At 36.2% G+C, this 19,735-nt stretch carries 14 protein-coding genes; 2 read left to right on the top strand and 12 right to left on the bottom strand.

Annotation, left to right across the window (positions count from 1 at the left end):
* Positions 1–24: 24 nt before the first annotated feature.
* On the bottom strand, positions 25–792 hold the full coding sequence (locus ACPF9A_RS00590; RefSeq protein WP_424000671.1) for a CDP-alcohol phosphatidyltransferase family protein: 768 nt from the start codon (positions 790–792) through the stop codon (positions 25–27).
* 129 nt (positions 793–921) lie between these two features.
* Entirely contained in the window at positions 922–1,515 is a 594-nt protein-coding gene (locus ACPF9A_RS00585) for a YdeI/OmpD-associated family protein (protein WP_424000669.1), read from the bottom strand.
* Positions 1,516–1,642: 127 nt separating this feature from the next.
* On the opposite strand from ACPF9A_RS00585, the gene ACPF9A_RS00580 reads away from it, so the two are divergent.
* On the top strand, positions 1,643–5,038 hold the full coding sequence (locus ACPF9A_RS00580) for a ThuA domain-containing protein (RefSeq protein WP_424000667.1): 3,396 nt from the start codon (positions 1,643–1,645) through the stop codon (positions 5,036–5,038).
* A 69-nt stretch (positions 5,039–5,107) separates the two neighbouring features.
* On the opposite strand, the gene ACPF9A_RS00575 is transcribed toward ACPF9A_RS00580, so the two are convergent.
* The 9 genes from ACPF9A_RS00575 to ACPF9A_RS00535 all read right to left on the bottom strand — a co-directional run bounded on the left by ACPF9A_RS00575 (position 5,108) and on the right by ACPF9A_RS00535 (position 16,384).
* Positions 5,108–5,575 carry a GAF domain-containing protein gene (locus ACPF9A_RS00575; protein ID WP_424000665.1) on the bottom strand — a complete coding sequence of 156 codons (468 nt, stop codon included), beginning with the start codon at positions 5,573–5,575 and terminating at the stop codon, positions 5,108–5,110.
* 10 nt (positions 5,576–5,585) lie between these two features.
* Positions 5,586–6,221, bottom strand: coding sequence for an alpha/beta fold hydrolase (locus ACPF9A_RS00570; protein WP_424000663.1), 636 nt, complete (start codon positions 6,219–6,221; stop codon positions 5,586–5,588).
* A 107-nt stretch (positions 6,222–6,328) separates the two neighbouring features.
* Positions 6,329–6,934 carry a YkgJ family cysteine cluster protein gene (locus tag ACPF9A_RS00565; protein WP_424000661.1) on the bottom strand — a complete coding sequence of 202 codons (606 nt, stop codon included), beginning with the start codon at positions 6,932–6,934 and terminating at the stop codon, positions 6,329–6,331.
* A gap of 148 nt (positions 6,935–7,082) precedes the next feature.
* Complete coding sequence (locus ACPF9A_RS00560; RefSeq protein WP_424000659.1) at positions 7,083–8,198, bottom strand: DUF2914 domain-containing protein; 1,116 nt, start codon at positions 8,196–8,198, stop codon at positions 7,083–7,085.
* A gap of 106 nt (positions 8,199–8,304) precedes the next feature.
* A complete protein-coding gene (locus ACPF9A_RS00555) occupies positions 8,305–9,912 on the bottom strand; it encodes a M1 family metallopeptidase (protein ID WP_424000657.1) in 1,608 nt (535 codons plus the stop codon).
* A gap of 18 nt (positions 9,913–9,930) precedes the next feature.
* A complete protein-coding gene (locus tag ACPF9A_RS00550) occupies positions 9,931–11,262 on the bottom strand; it encodes a M28 family peptidase (protein WP_424000655.1) in 1,332 nt (443 codons plus the stop codon).
* A gap of 168 nt (positions 11,263–11,430) precedes the next feature.
* Positions 11,431–12,615 (bottom strand): MFS transporter, encoded by a 1,185-nt coding sequence (locus tag ACPF9A_RS00545; protein WP_424000653.1) that lies wholly within the window; start codon positions 12,613–12,615, stop codon positions 11,431–11,433.
* Between the two features lie 4 nt (positions 12,616–12,619).
* Positions 12,620–14,143 carry a nuclear transport factor 2 family protein gene (locus ACPF9A_RS00540; protein ID WP_424000651.1) on the bottom strand — a complete coding sequence of 508 codons (1,524 nt, stop codon included), beginning with the start codon at positions 14,141–14,143 and terminating at the stop codon, positions 12,620–12,622.
* 27 nt (positions 14,144–14,170) lie between these two features.
* Positions 14,171–16,384, bottom strand: a complete 2,214-nt coding sequence (locus ACPF9A_RS00535) for a bifunctional alpha,alpha-trehalose-phosphate synthase (UDP-forming)/trehalose-phosphatase (RefSeq protein WP_424000649.1) — start codon at positions 16,382–16,384, stop codon at positions 14,171–14,173.
* A 103-nt stretch (positions 16,385–16,487) separates the two neighbouring features.
* On the opposite strand from ACPF9A_RS00535, the gene ACPF9A_RS00530 reads away from it, so the two are divergent.
* Complete coding sequence (locus tag ACPF9A_RS00530; protein ID WP_424000647.1) at positions 16,488–18,290, top strand: glycoside hydrolase family 15 protein; 1,803 nt, start codon at positions 16,488–16,490, stop codon at positions 18,288–18,290.
* Here the strand turns inward: ACPF9A_RS00530 and ACPF9A_RS00525 are convergent, their stop codons facing one another.
* A complete protein-coding gene (locus ACPF9A_RS00525) occupies positions 18,291–19,715 on the bottom strand; it encodes a pyridoxal phosphate-dependent decarboxylase family protein (protein WP_424000645.1) in 1,425 nt (474 codons plus the stop codon).
* Positions 19,716–19,735 lie beyond the last annotated feature (20 nt).

Genomic DNA, 19,735 nt, shown 5'->3' with positions numbered 1-19,735 from the left:
GTTGATTCAGAAAGGTAAAAATAATTACTTGTTTAATAATTGTCTGGTCAAGATAAAAACAAAAATTAGTAGACTATAACCTATGAAAAAGGGAATGATATATGCTTTTAAACCCAATACTAAAAACAGCCCAATGAGTAATAATTGAAAACCAAGCCCAAATGTAGATACCGCTGTCATTAACCAATTAGGTTGATACTTTCCTTTTATAGCATTCTTATCAAGACCATAAATTAGGCGATCATAAGGACCATAACAAAATGAGTAAATGCGATATAGTAAGTCTACCGTTTGTTGATTTTCGCCGCGAAGTGCAGTTGGTGTTTTATTTTCAAATACCCTACTTGTGGTATCGCCATCATGCTTATTTCTTAAAATTACATAATAGTAATTGTAGAGGGTTCCTTGTAATTCGAGTCCGACGAATGCTAGCAATACTAAGTAAATACTAACATTGGTAACATACCAAATAGAAAGCATGAAAAGCAGATTTAGTATAAAATCTGAAATTGAATCAAAGTACCGACCAATATGCGACGGGGTATTCTTCATTCGTGCCAGTTCACCATCTGCTGCATCTAAAACAGATTTAAATAGTAAGAAAATTAGTGCTGACCAGTAAAATCCGTTCAAAATAGAAATAATTGCCAAAAGTCCGCAGAACGTAAAGGCCATTGTAACGTGAATTGGTGTAAATATGGTTGTTTTTAAACGGTTGGCAATTAAAAAAGCTAGGGGCCTACCGTAATCAGATAGATCTAAGAACTGATGTTCTTTAGGTAATTTAGACATGAAATACATCTTCGGGAAAACCAATAACGGAAACACGTTGGCTTGGTACACCACAAAAGGAAATGCAAAAATAAGGTTTAATTAACAATTAGAAAAGTATGATTGTATGGGGAAATACAATGTATTTAACTACTTCTTAGTTTGCCAACCGCCACCATTTCTATATTTTATATTTTCAGTGCAATGGTCTATAATCTCTTTGATTCTTTTAGCTTTAGTTTCTTGACGCTTCGCTTGATTTAAAAAGTATAAGTAGCTTTTACGTTGGCTTTGGGTAAAGTTTTTAAAATTGCTAAATGCATCGGGGTTTTTGTCAAATGCAATTTGTAATTCTTCAGGTATTACTCCATTTTCTACATCGTCTAAAGAAGTCCAAGAGCCATTTTCCTTTGCAATTTTAATTGAAGACAATCCCGCAGCATGCATTCTTCCATTAGCTGTAAGCTCTTTTATGTGGTTTTTGTTGACTTTGCTCCAAACACTTTTAGGTTTCCGTGGGCAAAAATATTGTCTTCTTTTTCCGTCGCCTAAACTTTTTACCGTGCTATCTATCCACCCGTAACAAAGTGCAACTTGTACAGCTTCTTCCCATCGCATACTTTCATTTTCGTGGGCAACAGCGTAGAAAATCAAATGTATACCTTTATGTTCAGAATGGTTTTTATGTAACCAATCTTTAAATTCAATGTCATTTTTAAAATAAAACTCGGGTATATTTAGCATAGTAGTACTAAATGGTTAATAATCTATCATAAATGTACAATGATTAATATAATGTATTGGTAAATAAAGTAACTCGCCCTATTTTTATAAATTATTAAATCAACTAAACAACAACAACAAATTACGTATGAAAAAAATTTTCATTGCGCTGCTTTTGGGCTTTGCGCTTATTATTGTCTCATGTGGTGGCAATAAACGAGAGGGTGAACCTAAGGTTTTGGTATTCTCAAAAACTATGGGTTTTAAACATGCATCGATTCCTGCCGGAATTGCTGCTATTCAAAAGTTAGGAGCAGAAAACGGATTCGCGGTCGATACGACCAAGAATGCCGAACTATTTACTGATGAAAATCTAAAACAGTATTCTGCGATTATATTTATGAGCACTACTGGTAATGTACTTGATCAATTTCAAGAAGCCGCTTTTGAGCGCTACATTCAAGCAGGCGGAGGTTACGTAGGCGTTCATGCTGCGGCAGATACCGAATATGACTGGGGTTGGTACAATGAATTGGCAGGAGCTCAATTTTTGAGTCACCCACGGGGAATGCCAACGGCAGATTTTATTATAAAGGACAAGAATTTCGTTGCTACACAGTTTTTTACCGATACGGTGTGGAATAGAACTGATGAATTGTATAATTACAAAAACATCAATCCCGACATAAACGTTCTTATGACTTTAGATGAGTCAACTTATGAAGGCGGTGCAAACGGAGATTTTCATCCTATTGCGTGGTATCATGATTTTGACGGCGGACGTGCATTTTACACAGGAGGTGGACATGCAGATGCCAGTTTTACCGAAGATTTATTTTTAAAGCATTTGTTAGGCGGAATTCAATATGCCATCGGTGAAAACTTAAATTTAGATTATTCTAAAGTAACCTCTCAAATTCCACCAGAAGCTGATCGTTTTGCTAAAGTTACATTGAGCGAAGGTCAGTTTTTTGAACCTACAGAAATGGCTGTTCTACCTAACGGAGATGTTTTGGTAGCCCAACGTAGGGGAGAAGTAATGTTATACAATGATGAGACAAAAGCACTTAGCGAAGTGCTTAAACTTGATGTCTATAGCAAAACATTGAACACACCCGGTGTTAATGCGGAGGAAGGATTAATGGGTTTGCAAAAAGATCCAGATTACGCCAATAACCATTGGATATACCTATACTATGCACCAACGGGCGATAAGTGGGTAAACCGTTTATCACGATTTAAGTTTGCAGACGGTAAATTTGATGTAGCGTCCGAACAAGTAATTATGGATGTGGACAGTCAAAGAGAAATTTGCTGTCATACCGGTGGTTCCATAGCTTTTGGTCCAGATAACTTACTATATCTTTCAACCGGTGATAACTCAACGCCGTTTAACGAGAAAGATGTTAAATATGTAAATAACGGATTTGCTCCATTAAATGATATACCCGGTCATGAACAATACGATGCGCGTCGTTCTTCAGGGAACACCAACGATTTACGTGGTAAGATACTTAGAATAAAAGTAAAGGAAGATGGTACATATGACATACCTGAAGGAAACTTATTCCCAGTTGGTACAGATAAAACGAGACCAGAGATTTATACTATGGGTCATAGAAATCCGTATAGAATATCTGTAGATATGAAAAGAGGATATGTGTATTGGGGTGATGTTGGTCCTGATGCAAGAGCAGATAGTTTAGGCACTAGAGGACCAAGAGGCTATGATGAAATGAACCAGGCTAAAAAGGCAGGTAACTTTGGCTGGCCATTGTTTATTGGTAACAATTTCCCCTATAATGCCTATAATTACGAAACCGGTGAAAATGGAGAAGCTTTTGATCCAGAAAAACCTATAAACAACTCTCGTAATAATACAGGGTTAACAGAATTACCACCTGCAATGCCGGCGTATGTATATTATCCATATGACGATTCTCAAGATTTTCCGCAAACGGCAACAGGAGGTAGAAATGCAATGGCAGGACCTACGTATTATTCAGATATGTTTCAAGGAGATGAGAAACTACCGAGCTATTATGACGGTAAGGTGATCATTTATGATTGGATGCGTGGTTGGATGTTCGCCGTGCATTTAGATAAAAACGGAGATTTCAGTAAAATGGAACCGTTTGCTCCCGAGGTCAAGGTCAATAACTTAATTGATATGGAAGTAGGTCCTAACGGTAAAATCTACCTGCTAGAATACGGTAGTGGTTGGTTCTCACAAAATGCAAATTCTGCTTTAGGATATATCGAATTCAATGGCGGAAATAGACCACCATTAATAAATGAAGTAACTGTTAGTGAAACGGCAGGTAAAATTCCGTTGACCGTAAACGCGACAGTAGAAGCTAGTGACAGAGAAGACGATGCCATGAAGTATATATGGGATTTTGGTAATGGCGACACCAAAGAAACTACTGAAGGAAATGTAAGTTATACCTATGCAGATGCCGGTGTTTATAAATTAAAAGTGACCGTTGCAGATGATAAAGGAGAAGAGGCAATCAGCGAAAGTACAAGTATTGTTGCTGGTAACTCAAGACCAGAAGTTGCCATATCATTAGGTGACAGTGCACCGGCTTTTTACTTGCCAGGCCAGAAAATCGCCTATAATGTTTCGGTAACAGATGCTGATGGTACTGAAATCGACCCAAGCAATATTTTTGTAAGTGTTGATTATTTAGAAGGGATGGATAAGGTCGCCATGAATATGGGGCATCAACAAGTTTCTGCAGCAGTAACAGGAAAAGCGTTAACGCAGGCAATGGACTGTAAAACATGTCATAAAGAGGCAGAAGCTTCTATAGGTCCGAATTACAAAGATGTTGCGGCGAAGTACAAAGAGCGTCGTGATGCATTGGCATACATACAAGGTAAAATTGTTACTGGTGGTACAGGAGTTTGGGGCGAGGTAACTATGCCAGCACATCCAAATGTTACTTCAGATGAATCTAGACAGATCGCATTGTATATTCTTTCGTTAAATGGAGACGATAAAAAAGTAAAATCGTTACCGGCTAAGGGAACAATTACAGCAGCATCTTCTGCACCGGGTAATATGTTGGTATTGACTGCTAGTTATACCGATGCAGGTGCCGAAGGTACCATACCGTTAACAGGTTCTAAATCTGTCGTAATACCAAGTAGCACTGTAAAGTTCAATGACAAAATGAAATTGGACGGAATGCAAGCTATGCAATTTGGAGGAATGGATATTCTACTAGTAGGAAAATCTACAGGATGGTTTATGTTAGAGAACATGTCTTTAAAAGGAGTGCAATCTGTTTCGCTAACCGCAGGATGGCAAGCACCACCAACCATGTACTTTGATTTCGAAATACATGAAAACACGGCAGACGGCCCAGTAATTGGTACAGGTAAATTACCAGCCCAACCAGAAGGTTCGCAAGGTACTATAATTACTATTCCGATTACAGGTACAGTCTCAGGTGACGGACCGTATTATGTTACTTTTAAAGGAGAAGAGGGTAAAGAGCTATCTCAAGTAGCATTAACAGGAGCTATTTTTAAATAGAACTCAGATACATTGAAATTGAAAAGCCCGCTATATAGCGGGCTTTTTTTATTTTTAAAGGTGGATTACTTAGCTCAATTTTTTGCTTATCACTTCACCAATTTCCATTAGTAAATTTATCTCAGCTTCGGTAAAATCGTATGGTACCGGTTTAGCGATACCAATTGTGCCATAAAGCTTTTCATTGTGTAGTAATGGTGCCGCTAATGAACCTTCTACTTTAGTATCTTTTGCCGATGGTCTGGCTACTCCCGAATCATCTGTCTGTAGATTACACATTTCAACAGGTTTTCTGCGTTCTGCAGCAATACCTGCCATGCCTTTCCCTATAGGTATAGTAGATAACTTCGGAATCAAAAATTCTGGAATACCTACTTGCGATTGAAGCTGTAATAAAGCATCTTTATCTAAAAAATGTAAAGTACCTGTAGAACAGTCGAAATATTCTAAAATTATTTTCAATAGAGTATCCCAGTTTGGTGTGTCCTTTGACAATTCAGTATGTATGGCTGCTATAATTTTTTTAGAGTTGGTCATTTTATTTTTTCTAAGGATTTTTCAATTCAAAATTAATGATTTCGCTGATTTCATCTGCTCTATCTACAATCATAAAGTGTTCTCCGCCTTCAATAAGCTTCATGGCAGTAGTACCTCGGGGCGGAATTAATTTATCTTTTGTACCATTAATTTTAATCACATTCGGTGATTTATTTAAATTTTGCCACGAAGTAAATTTGTGTAAAGCCCATTTAACAAAGTTTAAATCGGTATCATCTAATATCTCATAAAACAGTTTAGCGTTTTTAGCTCCGATGATATACTTCGCAAGAAACCTGGGCAGATTGAATAGAGAAGCAGGTATAAGCTTCAAAATTCTAGATTTACCAATCCATTTATAGATGGGTCTTAATTCTCGTTTTGTTTGTGCAGAAGAAATAAGAATTACTTTATTCGGATGAAGTATTTGGTTGATTTCAGTGGCTATTAACCCACCAAAGCTTACACCGATCAGGGCAAATTCTTTCGAGGTGTCTATAACTGAGCTAAGCCTTTCAGAATAACTTTTAATAGATTCATTTCTATTAGGTATTATCCAATCAATGGGTATTATCTCAACATCTAAGGTTAAATGCTCAAAGACCCTTTTATCAGCGCCTAAACCACTTACTCCGTATACTTCCAAAATAGGTTATTTATAATGATATATTGCCACGATTCAAAGCAATAAAATTGTCGTTATTAATGTATGTATAAAAGTACGTTTTTATCTTTTTTTTGAAGATAGATGTATTAAGCGATTTTAGTATATTTTGGTGGTTTACGGTATGCGTAATACCCTAATACGGCAAGAATAGCTTTCTCAATGGCGATTCTTATAGGGAACAATTCCATCCCCAAAGAGTCGTCTATTGAGCGTAACTGAGTATAATAGTTACTAATTAAAGGATAGTTGCTTTTTGAAGCAATATGAGCATTAGCTTTAGCAACGGCCTCTGGTTTTTGTTCCTTTATAGGTTTACAAGTAACCAACGTAGGTGTGTTATTTTTGTGTAACATGGCTGAAAATCCAAATAGTCTGCAAATGAGTCCGCGGTGTGCATAATCAGCGCAAAAACCTTTCGAACCTGGGGCAATAATTCTATTCAAAACAGGGCACAGTTTATTGTCGCTATCATTTCGCAATTGTTCTAACCATTCTTCGGCTTCCCCATTTTTTAAAAGGTGGTAGGCTAGGGGTAAAAACTCTAGCGCAGTAGCATTAATGTCTGGTTTTAGACAACATAGTCCGCAATTAGCTACACATGCAAGTCCTGTAGATTGTTGAAAGGAGCCTAACTCCTTATCTAATTGGTAGAAAAGACGGTCTACCGCTTTGACTTTTAGGTATATTGACACATATTTATTTAAAGTTGCGCGAAGGTAATCTATGTTTTAATACGGTAAACAATTCATGAAAATTAAATAATTACAGGCATTTCATAAAAGATAAGTATGCTTTAATTTACTGAATTTTAAACTGTTATAGGTAGATAATGATATTAAATTAGAATTTAGATATTTTTAGTTTAAGGGCTTCGCCGTCTTGTCTAAGATTAATATGAAACCCGATAACCCCAAGAACCTGCTCTTCTTCTGTAAGAACCTGTACTTCCCATTCACCTGGCGTAACGTTGGCCTTATAGGTGTAACCTCTAAAGCCGCCATCTCTACCACCCGTAATATCATAACCAATATCTTCTACGGTTATCCATTCTTTGGTGTCATCATTGTATCTTCTCCATCGATGAAAAATGGATTTCTTTAAATCTGTAGGGGCGAATATTGAAGAAAATATATAGACCCGTTGATTAGGAACGTAGCTATAGTCTAATTTGTGCTTACGCCAAAATATATGCGATTCTTCAGATTCATAGGTTACCTCATATTTGCCATTTTTTAAAACGATATCATGAGCTACAATACCTTTGTCTAAAGCCAGGGGTACCGGTGGTATTAATCTTAAGAAGTAGAATAAATTAATAATACCGTAGATAGCCAATATAATGGCAATCATTTTGCCTAGCTTAATTTCTTTGCGAGTACTCGGACTTTTGCTATAGATAAATGTGAGAAGCACTAGGGTACTAACTAAACTAGCTGCTCCAGAGATTAGGAATATGGTGGTATTTAGTTCCTTCAAGAAAACAGGAATCATAAATGTGAAAAAAGTGAAACTAATAAAGTAATAGACTCCGAATTGTAGATATTTATTAGAGATTCTTTTTTTAAGAAACTCATTGGCAATAAGCAATAACACAAGTATTATAAAGAATGATGCAGTTTTAGATAAAGAAACACTTCTAGAGAAGTAGATGACATAGGCACTTGATAATCCGCCGAAAAAGAACTGAATAGCTAAAGGCAAATATTCTTCATACCTGTCTAAGAAAGTATTTTTCCATTTACCATCATCAGCTAAATTATAGAGGTAAAGCGCAATAGATAAAGAGGTCATGTGTAGACATAAAACCGTGAGGTCATACGTACGGTCAATACGACCTAAAGTTAAGGTGTCAAAAATGAATCCTCCAATAAAGAACAGTATTGGCGCATATTTAGAATGCCTTCGAATAAAACTTCTGAAGGCACTATTTCTATATCTGGCAAGCGTTTTTTTCATGGAGACCTATCAAATAGATGCAGTAAAAATACCATAATTTAAAAAGGAAATTAATCCTATTTAATTTATGATGAACGCTAAAAATTAATATATTGTAAAGTGAATTTTAAGGGTTAATCTCAATATAAAAATTTGGATCTACACGTAAGTTTTCAAAGCTGCCTTTCATTTTTTCCGATTGCCATTCGTTACTTGGTTCTAGCCAAACAGGAATGTCATCTATATATACTTTTATAGGCAGGGTGAAGTTCTCTACAGTATTTGTAAAACGATATGATAGCTTTTTGCCTTTCACCTTATACTCAAAAACAGGAATCTTGGTCGTTCTTAAGTATTGATCAAAAAAGGGTTTTAAATCGCGCTTCATTTCTATGCCGATTACCTTCTCAATTTCGTCGGTAGTAACTGTTTTATGATAGAATTCAGAATTAAGACCACGTAGAATAGTTCTCCATTTTCTATCATCATTTACCACCTGTCGCAATGTGTGAAGAGTATTAGAACCTTTATAATACATATCGCCGCTACCTTCATGGTTTACATTATAAATACCAATTATAGGTTTATCATTTCTGATGTTGTTTCTAATACCCTGAACATAGGCATTTGCAGCTTCAGTACCGTAATGGTAGTCTAAGAATAAACTTTCGGAATAACAGGTAAACCCTTCGTGGACCCACATATCTGCAGCATCCTTATAGGTAATATTATTTGCAAACCATTCGTGCCCGGCTTCATGAATAATAATAAAATCGAACTTAAGTCCCCAACCGGTACCTGATAAATCTCTGCCTAAATATCCTTTTTTATATTGATTGCCATAAGTAACAGAGCTTTGGTGTTCCATACCCAAGTAAGGAACTTCTACCAATTTAAATGAGTCCTCATAAAAAGGGTAGGGTCCGAACCAGTATTCAAAGGCTTGCATCATTTTAGGGGCATCCTTAAAATGTACTTCAGCTTTCTCTAGATTATCTTTTAGAACATAATAATCCATGTCAAGTACACCTTTTTCTCCTTGATATATTTCATCGAAATGTATATAATCACCAATATTTACATTAACACCATAGTTGTTGATAGGATTAGAAACAAACCAATTATAGGTATTAGTTTCCTTGTCAATACTTCTAAGACGCCCATTAGAGACGTTCATTAATCCCTTTGGTGCTTTTACACTAATCAACATACTATCAACCTCGTCGTACATGTGATCTTTGTTCGGCCACCAAACGCTAGCCCCTAAACCTTGGCAAGAAGTAGCAACGAAATCTTTACCGTTAGCATCTTTTTTCCATGAGAATCCGCCATCCCATGGGGCATTAACTGCTTCTTTTGGGTGACCTGAATAAGTAACCACAACCTCATTTAACTCGCCTACTTTCTGAGGTTTGGTCAATTGTATAAAATGAGCATTTATATTATTCGTCACTTCAAGTTCGACACCATCTTGCGTCACTTTCTCAATGCGCAATGGTGGTTGAAGATCCACTTGTAGCACCTGATGAGGCTTTAAAACCTTATAGCGAATGGTATTACAGCCAGAAATAAATTTATCATCGGCATTTACATCAATATCTAGGTGATAGTAATTCAAATCCCACCATTCACGTTCAGGGGTAATGCTACCTCTAAGCGTATCTTGTTCGGTAAAGGTCTGTGCTTGAGAAAAAGTGAATATCCCCAGAGTAAAGGCAACAAGTAGTTTGTTCATGTCTAATATATATAAGGTCTATCTAAAAATTCCATTTGGGAACACAACCGGACTCTCAAATCCGTTTTCGCCAACAGCTGATACTCCGAAGAAAAAATTATCGATAACAATTCCCTCTAATAAGAATTCAGAAACATCACCAACATATCTACTATGATCCCAAGTTGGGGATGTAGTATCTCTCCAATATATTTTATATCCTTTTGCGCCATCAACCTTACTCCATTGAAATTTTGCTGCTGGCTCAACAATACCACCTATTTTAACCGTTTCTGGTGCAGAAGGTGCCCATGCTATAGATGCTAAGTTTATAGCGTTTACAGCAGTTAATTTAGCTGCATACTCAAAGTTTACATGTTCTAGAACATCACCATAGGCAATACCATCTTCAACACGAATATCTTGATGTTGTTGTGTGTAGTTCTCATGAGCTTCCATAATACGAATACCGGGGAAACCTGCATCGTTAAAAGGTCTATGGTGCCCACCACGACCAAAACGATCTAAACGATAAATCATTATTGGGTTCATTTCTGGCATGTACTGCTTCACGTTTTTATGAACGTATCGTGCTAATTGTCTAGAAATTCCGTCAACTTCGCCACCATAGAAACGTCTTGCCTTGCGCTGTTCTTCAGTTTCTGTCGGTGGTACTGGTTCAGAGAAAATTCTAAAATCTACATTACTAACAGTGCCATCGACACCTGTTATATTACCGATCATATCATTATTAAAAATACCGATAACTTCCCAGCCTTTATCTTTTGCGTATTGCGCAATACCGCTACCGCCGAAAAGACCTTGTTCTTCACCTGAAAGTCCCATATAGATAATGCTATTCTCGAATTTATATTTAGATAATACACGGGCAGCTTCAATAGTACCTGCCATACCGCTGGCGTTATCATTTGCACCAGGAGAATTATCGGTGAAATTTGTTGGATCGCTAACACGAGAATCGATATCGCCACTCATAATAATATAGCGATTAGGGTATTTTGTCCCTTTTTGAATAGCAAGTACGTTAACTACTTCTACATCTTTTATAATACGGTCATTAGCACCTTTTTTAACTAAGTCTTTTTGAAAGAAAACATTTAAACACCCATTACATTCAGCAGCTGTTTTTTCGAATTCGCTTTTGATCCACCGTCTTGCTGCACCAATGCCTCTTGTCGTTGAAACAGTATCGCTTAAGGTATGCCTAGTGCCGAAATTGGCAAGTTTAGTAACATCGTTTTCTATTCTCTCGGCAGAAACGGCATCGATAATGTCGTAAATAGGTTGGTCGGTTTGTGCAGATAAGGTTATGGTTGATGTTAATAAGGTAAGCAGTAACAATTTTTTCATTTCAAAATTTTTTTATGAGTAAAGTTAGTTTGGGTAATAGGTTTCTAAAATTAAGTAAAATATAGGGTTGACCATAATTTCATGTACTAAATTATGGGAGCGTATAGTATTATTTAAATAGGATTAAAAATAGGTAATGCAATTCATAGGATAAGGTGAATCAGGATCTCAATTTTGAGTATTTCTGCCGTTTTTATTTTTAGATAATAAAGAGGATACACCCAACAACGGACCAATGGCTAAAGGAATAAATAAAAGATCAATAGAGATGATCGATTGAAGTGATCCTAGAAGTTGAATACTTATAATAGTAATGGCAAAACCAATACAATTTACAAGTGTAAGTGCAGTACCTTTTAATTCGGGTGCTACGGCTGATGCCACCAAGTTTGAGAATTGAGGTGAATCTGCGGTAACAGCAATGCCCCATAAACACCAACCTGCCAAGAATACATACATTGGAAGTAAAAATAGAAATGGAGAAATTAAACATAGGAGTCCCGATGCTACTAATGCTATAAGCGCTACTTTTTTACTACCTATCCGTTGCGAAAGTAGTCCACCGTAGGCGCAAGATAATCCGCCGAGGGCAATTACGATTCCTGACCAAAGTGATACAGAAATATCACTTCCTGATTGAATCGCAAAATACTGAATGGCAATAGGTGTAAAAGCCCAAAAAGCATAGAGTTCCCACATGTGACCGAAATAGCCAAAAGCAGCTTTTTTAAATTCGAAGTTTTTAAAAAGCTTTGGTCCTGCATCAAATTTTAACGTAGCACTTGCCACTCGATACGGACCGTTGGGTACGAGTAAGAAGAGTAATAGTCCGCCCAACGCGGTAATACCAGAGGTTAACATTATAACCTTGTCTGGATGACTTGCCAAAGGGCTTCCTTTAATTAAAAAAGGAAAAGCGGTGCCTAGAACTAATGCTCCGACTAAAAACCCCAATGCTTTACCAAGTCCTTTTTCGAAGTAATCTGCAGCTATTTTCATTCCTACGGGATAAATACCGGCTAGAAAAAAACCAGTGCTAAATCTGGCGAATAGTAAACCACCCACATTCAATTCAGGATAGATCAATGTTAGATTAGAAAGGGATGCTAGAAAGGCGCAAATCATAAATACTCTAGAAGGAGAAAACCGATCAGCAATCATTAGAATCCCAAATAATAGGGTCCCGATGATGAATCCGAATTGTACCGAAGAGATTACGTAACTAATAATATCTGGACCAAAATCTAACTTTTTTGTCAAGGATTCTAAAATCGCATTCCCAGCAAACCAAGTAGAGGTACAGGCAAATTGCGAGAGAATAATAATGGGGAGAATATGTAGCTTTTGTTTCAAGAGATTATCTGATAATTGTGGCTTTAATTATCTTATCATTTTCAACTTCATAGACTAATACGGCAGAGATAATTTTACCATCTGCAGTTATTGACTCTTCATCGATAACGGTATTGCCAATGACAATTCTATTGAGAATTTCGCAATGTAAATCAGGGGTAGAATTAAACAAATCAGCGTAGCCTTTTCGCATTGCATCTGTACCTTCTGATCTTAATTCTCCCGAGTAACTATATATTTTAGCTGTTTTGGAGTAGGTATTTAAAAAACCTTCAAGATCTCTTTTGTTATAAGCGTCAAGTTGTTTTTGAACAATAACTTCTGTATTAATAATCGTTTTTTTATCCCTGATAAAAGTCATGGTTTTAATGAGTCCGTCAGTTTCATAAATGGCCACTTGTTGTTTTTGTTTGTCGCCAATAGAAACAATTTCTTGGTCAATAACAGTAGTGTTAATTATAATTCTTGAAGATACCTTAACTTCTATGGAAGGTGTTCTACTGTAAAAAGCTTTGTAGTTCTCTTTTAATTGTTGTCTTCCAATATACAGTGTATCTGAGGGAAAATTTTTCACCACAACATCTTTTGAATAACAATTGGCGAATGCTTCTAAATCTCGCGCATTAAAAGATTCTACTTGCTTCTGTACAATTTTATCTGGAGCATCTTTAGAAACAAAAGAAATACTTTTTCCATTAGAGCTTACGGCTAGTCTAGAAATACCATGAATATCAGTTTGTTGAAATTCAAACATTGATTTCCACTCAGCATCGATTGATGGCTTAAAGGAGAACAGATATTTGTTATACGCAGTAATTAAGCTTCCATCTGTAGTCCAAGTGACATCTTCAGAATCTCCTAAAAGGGTTGTAATAACCTTTTTTTCTTTAGAATTAGGATTTAGTGATGTAATTGTGGCATTCTCACCATCTTTTGCTATAAAACTTATTAGCTCTGTATCGGGAATTTTATGCAACGATCGACCCACATTCTTCTGTGCAGTATAATGGGTGTTCTCTTTTAAGTTATACACCACCAAATCCATACGATTTTCAATCAAAACCGTGCAAACAATAATATCACTAGAAAACCAAACATGGTAACCCACTTTTAAATCTGGTAATAAAATTTTAGAGTCACCTGTATTTAAATCATACTCGTATAAACGTTGTAACCCATCTTCATCTAAACGAACAGCAGAAACGGCATCTCTACCCGGAATTTTTAATGGAGAATATTCACTGCCATGTGGTGTGTTAGAGAGCCAAGTAGTTGTTTTATCCTTTACATCATAAAGAGCGATATCAGTTTGGTTATTTCTAGTCGATGCGAACAGAATTTTCTCATTAGTAAAAAATGAAGGCTGATTATCATAACCTTCATTATAAGAAATGTTGATAAACTCATTAATCTTCAAACTATCAGTACTCAAATCTAAATTTGCTACATAAACTTCGGTGCCTTGTTGGGCAAAAGTAGTAAGGCAGCAAAAAATACCTACAAACACGAGGTTGTAAATTTGTTTCATAGTAATAAGGTTAGTTGGTAAGCATGTTTATTCTTTGTCGGCAAATCTCTTCAAAATTGTACGCACATTTTTAGTGTTGTCAACAAAGTATCTTGCCTGTGTTTTTTGACGACCTACTTTTACCGTAATAGAATCTTCAGGTAATTCTTGAAACATGAATTCATCGGTCCAATCATCACCAATAGCAAATACAAAATCGTACTCATGTTCAGTATACACGCGCATAGAAGCTCGACCTTTATTTACATTACTACTTTTAATTTCCATCACCTTGTTGCCATTTAATACACTTAGGTCGTCATTGGCAATAAGACTTGTCAATACCGTATTTAATTCAACAGAACGCTTTTGACCAAAATCTGGATCTGTTTTTCTGTAATGCCATGCTAAAGAGTAATTTTTCTCTTCAATAAAACTACCAGGCGTACGGTCAACAAAAGATTCTAAAACCGGTAAAATTTTCTCCATCCAGTCTTTTTTCACCGTTTCTAGCATCCTGAATTCTTCACCACCTTGAGAGATCCATACGCCATGTTCAACAATCATGTTGTATTTTTTAGGCAAAAACCACTTGGTAAATGTTTCTTTATCTCGTCCACTAATTAAATACATATCAGTGTTTGGTTGAGAAGAAATCGCATCAAGTAGTTTGTATAATTCTTCGTCTGGCGATGCTTTTTGTGGATCAGCATGAAAACCTGCTAATGTACCGTCATAGTCTAAAAATACTAATCTTCTTTTGGCTTTGTTATAATCATCCATAACCGTATCCATAATATCTACAGATAATTTACGTGACTTAGAAGTTTGGTCTTTTTCTTTTTGTCCGACTAATGAATTCATGAAGTCGTTCGCCCATTTTTCCACATTATAGCGCTCCAATCTTTTTTGCAATAACGTGTTTCTAGAAATTTGTTCTTCTTTTGGAATGTTGATAGCCTCAAAAAGTGCATCTGCTATTTGTTCAAAGTTATTAGGGTTAATTAATAATGATTCATTCATTTCATTGGCAGAACCGGCCATTTCACTAAGAATAAGCACTCCCGTTTTATCCGTTCTAGTAGCAATGTATTCTTTGGCTACCAAATTCATACCATCTCTAATAGGCGTTAACCAAGCAATATCAGAAGACGTATATAAATCAATTAAGTTTTCAAAAGGCATCGATCTATAGAAATACCAAATAGGTGTCCAGCTTACTGTTGAAAGCTCTCCGTTTATTCTACCGACCAATTCATCTATCTCACGTTTTAATAATTGATACTGCGGTACGTTTGACCTTGAAGGTACAGCAAGAATAATTAAACGGACCTTCTCTTTATACTGCGGATATTTATTTAAGAAGTACTCAAACGCCTTTAATCGTTTCGCAATACCTTTTGTATAATCTAAGCGGTCGATAGATAAAAAGAATTTAGCATCAGGTGCCGATTTCTTATGAGTATCCAATCGTTTTTGTAGTTCAGATTTTTCGTCTTCGCTACGTTGCGAATGTTCTTTGGCAGCATCGCTGAATTTCTTATAGTCGATTCCCATAGGGAAGGAATCTACTTTAATTACCCTATCATCTAAGTAGATATCATTGAAGCTCACCTCTAAACCTAGTAACCTTCGTACTGAGCTTAAAAAGTGACGTTCATAGTCATACGTATGAAAACCAATTAAATCTGAACCTAATAAACCTTGTAATACTTCTTTACGCCAAGGGAGCGTTCTAAATATCTCGTAAGATGGAAAAGGTATGTGTAAAAAGAATCCGATGGAAATATCTGGTCTTTGGGCACGAACCATTTGCGGTACCAACATTAATTGATAGTCATGAATCCAAATTGTATCATCATTATCTGCTTTTGCGAGAATAGCATCTGCGAATTTTTGGTTAACTGCTTTATAGACTTCCCAACTTTCTAGTTCGAATTCAGAATATTCTAAGAAGTAATGGAATAATGGCCATATGGTTCTATTACTGAATCCGTAGTAAAAACCATCTACTTCTTTTTCCGTAAGATTTACTTTAGAAGATCCATGTTTCGCTAATGCGCTATCGATTTCAGGAATCAATTCTTCGGGTATTTCTTCATCTGTAAGTCCGCTCCAACCGATCCAAAGGCTATCTCCGCCAGAGTGTACAGATTTCATTCCAGTAGCCAAACCGCCAACACTTGGCACTGCAGTAATGCCTCCATTGCTAATTTGTAATTGTACAGGTAGTCTATTTGAGATAATGATAGTTTTAGCCATAAAAGAGATTTTTTTGCTACTTCTTGATAATTATTTCTCTAAATTTCTGGAAAAAGGAGGGCAATACCAATTGAAACCTCATATGAATCAACATTTTTATTGAATGGATAATTTAGACTACGGAATAATAGGGAATTGCAGAAGTGCAGCATTAATTTCAAAGATAGGAGGTATCGACTGGTGTTGTTTGCCAGAATTCGATAGTCCGTCAGTTTTCGCTAAACTATTGGACGAAGAAATTGGCGGTAGTTTTGAAATAAATGTGGCTGACAGTTACACAATCACCCAAAAATATCAACAGTATACGAATATATTAATCACATCTTTCAAATCTGGCAATGACCATTTTGAGATACACGATTTTATGCCAAGGTACCGTAAAGAGGGTAATGCATATCATTCTCCGCCAGAGTTGGTACGCTATTTTAAATATATTTCAGGAAAACCAAGTTTTTCGGTACTCTATGATCCAAAGCTGGAGTATGCAATGGGCACGACAGAAACTTTTATTAAAAAAGACTTCATTGCCAGCCTTACACATGATGTTAAATTCGATACCGTATTCTTATATACCTCACTTGATAAGGAATCTGTTGTTAATAGTGTAGAGATAGCGCTTACCCAAGATGAGTTCATGTTAATGGGTTACAACGAAAAGTTGTTATTACCTACTACAGAAAGAGTTTATCTAGAATTGCAGAACACAAAGGTGTATTGGTTGAATTGGTCAAATTTGACACCTACCTATAAGAAATTCAACGAAGAAATTTCTAGAAGTGCCTTGACATTGAAGCTATTAAGTTATGATAAAACAGGAGCGGTATTAGCAGCAGCGACAACATCATTACCAGAGACAATAGGCGAAGTGCGTAATTGGGATTACCGTTTTTGTTGGATCCGCGATGCATCAATGGTAATAAAAGTAGTATCAGAATTAGGACATAAGAATGTGGCTAGAAGATATTTGCAGTTTATTATTGATTTGATTCCGGATAAAGCAGAGAAGCTTCAGATTATGTACGGCATCAATAAAGAGAAAAAACTGACCGAAGAAACGCTCGAACATTTATCAGGTTATAAGGGCTCAAAACCGGTACGTATTGGTAATGCGGCATATCACCAAAAGCAGAACGATATTTATGGTATTCTGATGGATGTTATCTACGAGCAAATGGTAAAATTCAGTGTCGATATCGATAATGGTGAAGATTTATGGGCGATTACCAAAGGAATCGTTTGGATAGTGAGTAACAATTGGAAGGATGCCGATAAAGGTATTTGGGAGTTCAGAACAGAAGATAGACATTTTACATTCTCAAAAGTATTATGCTGGACAGCCTTAGATCGTGCTATAAAAGTGGCGGAAATGCTTGGTAAAAAGCATAAAATAGAGAAGTGGGAGCCTATTAGGGAAGAAATCTGGAAAGATATATATGATAATGCCTGGAACGATGAAGTTGGTGCATACACGCAGTCTTACGGATCTAAAGAATTAGATGCTTCAGTATTGTTAATGGAATCTTACGGATGTGTGAACGCAAAAGATAAACGATATATAAGTACCGTTAATGCCATAGGGAGGGAGTTGAACAATGACGGATTGCTTTATCGTTATAAAAATGAAGATGACTTTGGTTTGCCTTCATCATCATTTACCGTATGTACATTTTGGTACATAAATAGCTTGTTTAAAATAGGGGAACGAGAGAAGGCGTTAGAGTATTTTGAGCGATTATTGAGTTATAGTAATCATTTAGGTCTCTTTAGTGAAGATATTGATTTTAAGACAAAAAGATTATTAGGCAACTTCCCACAAGCTTATTCGCATTTAGCGTTAATAGAATGTGCAATTAACTTCTCTAAAAAAGAAAGTGAAGATCAAATGCTCGAATCTTTAAGGGAATAATTACCGATTAGCAAAGGACTTAATCTTTTTGATTAAGGCCTTAAAATGTTGATCAGTTGTAAACGGATTCATAACCGTAATACGCATGTAATGTGTACCTTTAAGTTTCGTTTGTACAATATAAAATTCGCCGTCTTCTAAAAGAGATTGGCGAATTTTTGCATTAAGAGCGTTTATATGTTCTTCGTCCATATCAGCAGGGCAATACCTAAAACAAACAATATTGGACATTGGTTGTAGCGCTAGTTGAAAATTTGGCTCTTTCTCAATAAGCTGAGCAAAAAGAACACCTAAATCGTAAAGGTGGGTAACATTGGCGTCAAAAACTTCTTCTCCGTATAATTTTAGCAGGGTAAACCAGTGAATGCTCATCATGTTTTTGGTGCATTCAAACGTTCGTTTACCAGAGTTGTACCAATCTTCATGTTCAGAATCTGTAAGTAAGTAATCTGCTTTTTGGCTAAAAGTGGCGTTAGCATATACGACGTTTTTATAGATTAGGGCAGTAGTTAGCGCTGGCATCATCATCATCTTATGACCATCGATTACCACAGAATCCGCCAATTCAATACCCTTAAGAGTGTGTTTGTATTTTTTTGAAAATATACCTGCTCCGCCATGTGCGCCGTCAACATGAAACCAAATATTTTGTTTTTTAGCAAATTCTCCAATCACTTCTAAGTCATCAAAAATACCCGTAGCAGTAGAAGGGGCACTACCAATAATAGCGAATATTTCAATTCCCTTTTCTTGAGCTTCTTTGAATTTAGATTCCAGTAAGTCGGTATCCATTTTAAATTCTTTGGTTACTGGAACTTTTATAATTCCTTGGTCGCCCAATCCTATAATTCTTGCGGCACGATCAACGCAATAATGCGCTTCTTCGCTTACCATAATACCTAGTTGATTTTGGTTGCCCTCGTTCCAAATATCTCTTTTGGTAATCGCTTTTCGCGCACTTAATAATGCCGTTAAATTCGCTAAAGTTCCGCCAGAAGTTAAGAATCCCCCAGAGTTGTCATCAAAACCAGTTTTCTTACAAAGTAATTCTATAATAATACGTTCAATAGCATTTGAAGACATACCCATCTCATATACCGCAGTACCATTATTTAATAAGGAACTAATTAGACCAGTAAGTGCAGTAATGGGAGCAGGCGGACTCACTTGATGTCCCATATAATGCGGGTGGTGTACGTAGGTGGTACGTTTTGTTATTTCTGAAAAAAGGTCTTTTTTATCCCCGTCAGTTAAAAAATTCTTCCAGAATTCTAATTCCTTTTCAGGTTCGTTCCAGTTAATGGCATTACGAGAAGAAGCATTCGTTTTATCCTCTAAGTGAGAAGTCAATTGGTCGATTAGAATATGACCATTTGAATTAAAATCGGAAGCTTTATAAACTTGTTCTAGTAATTTTTTATGCATAGTTAAAAGTAGTCGCAATA

This window comes from Maribacter sp. IgM3_T14_3 (assembly GCF_049603095.1).
Taxonomy (GTDB): Bacteria; Bacteroidota; Bacteroidia; order Flavobacteriales; family Flavobacteriaceae; genus Maribacter.
This window is presented reverse-complemented; position numbering and strand designations above follow the sequence as displayed.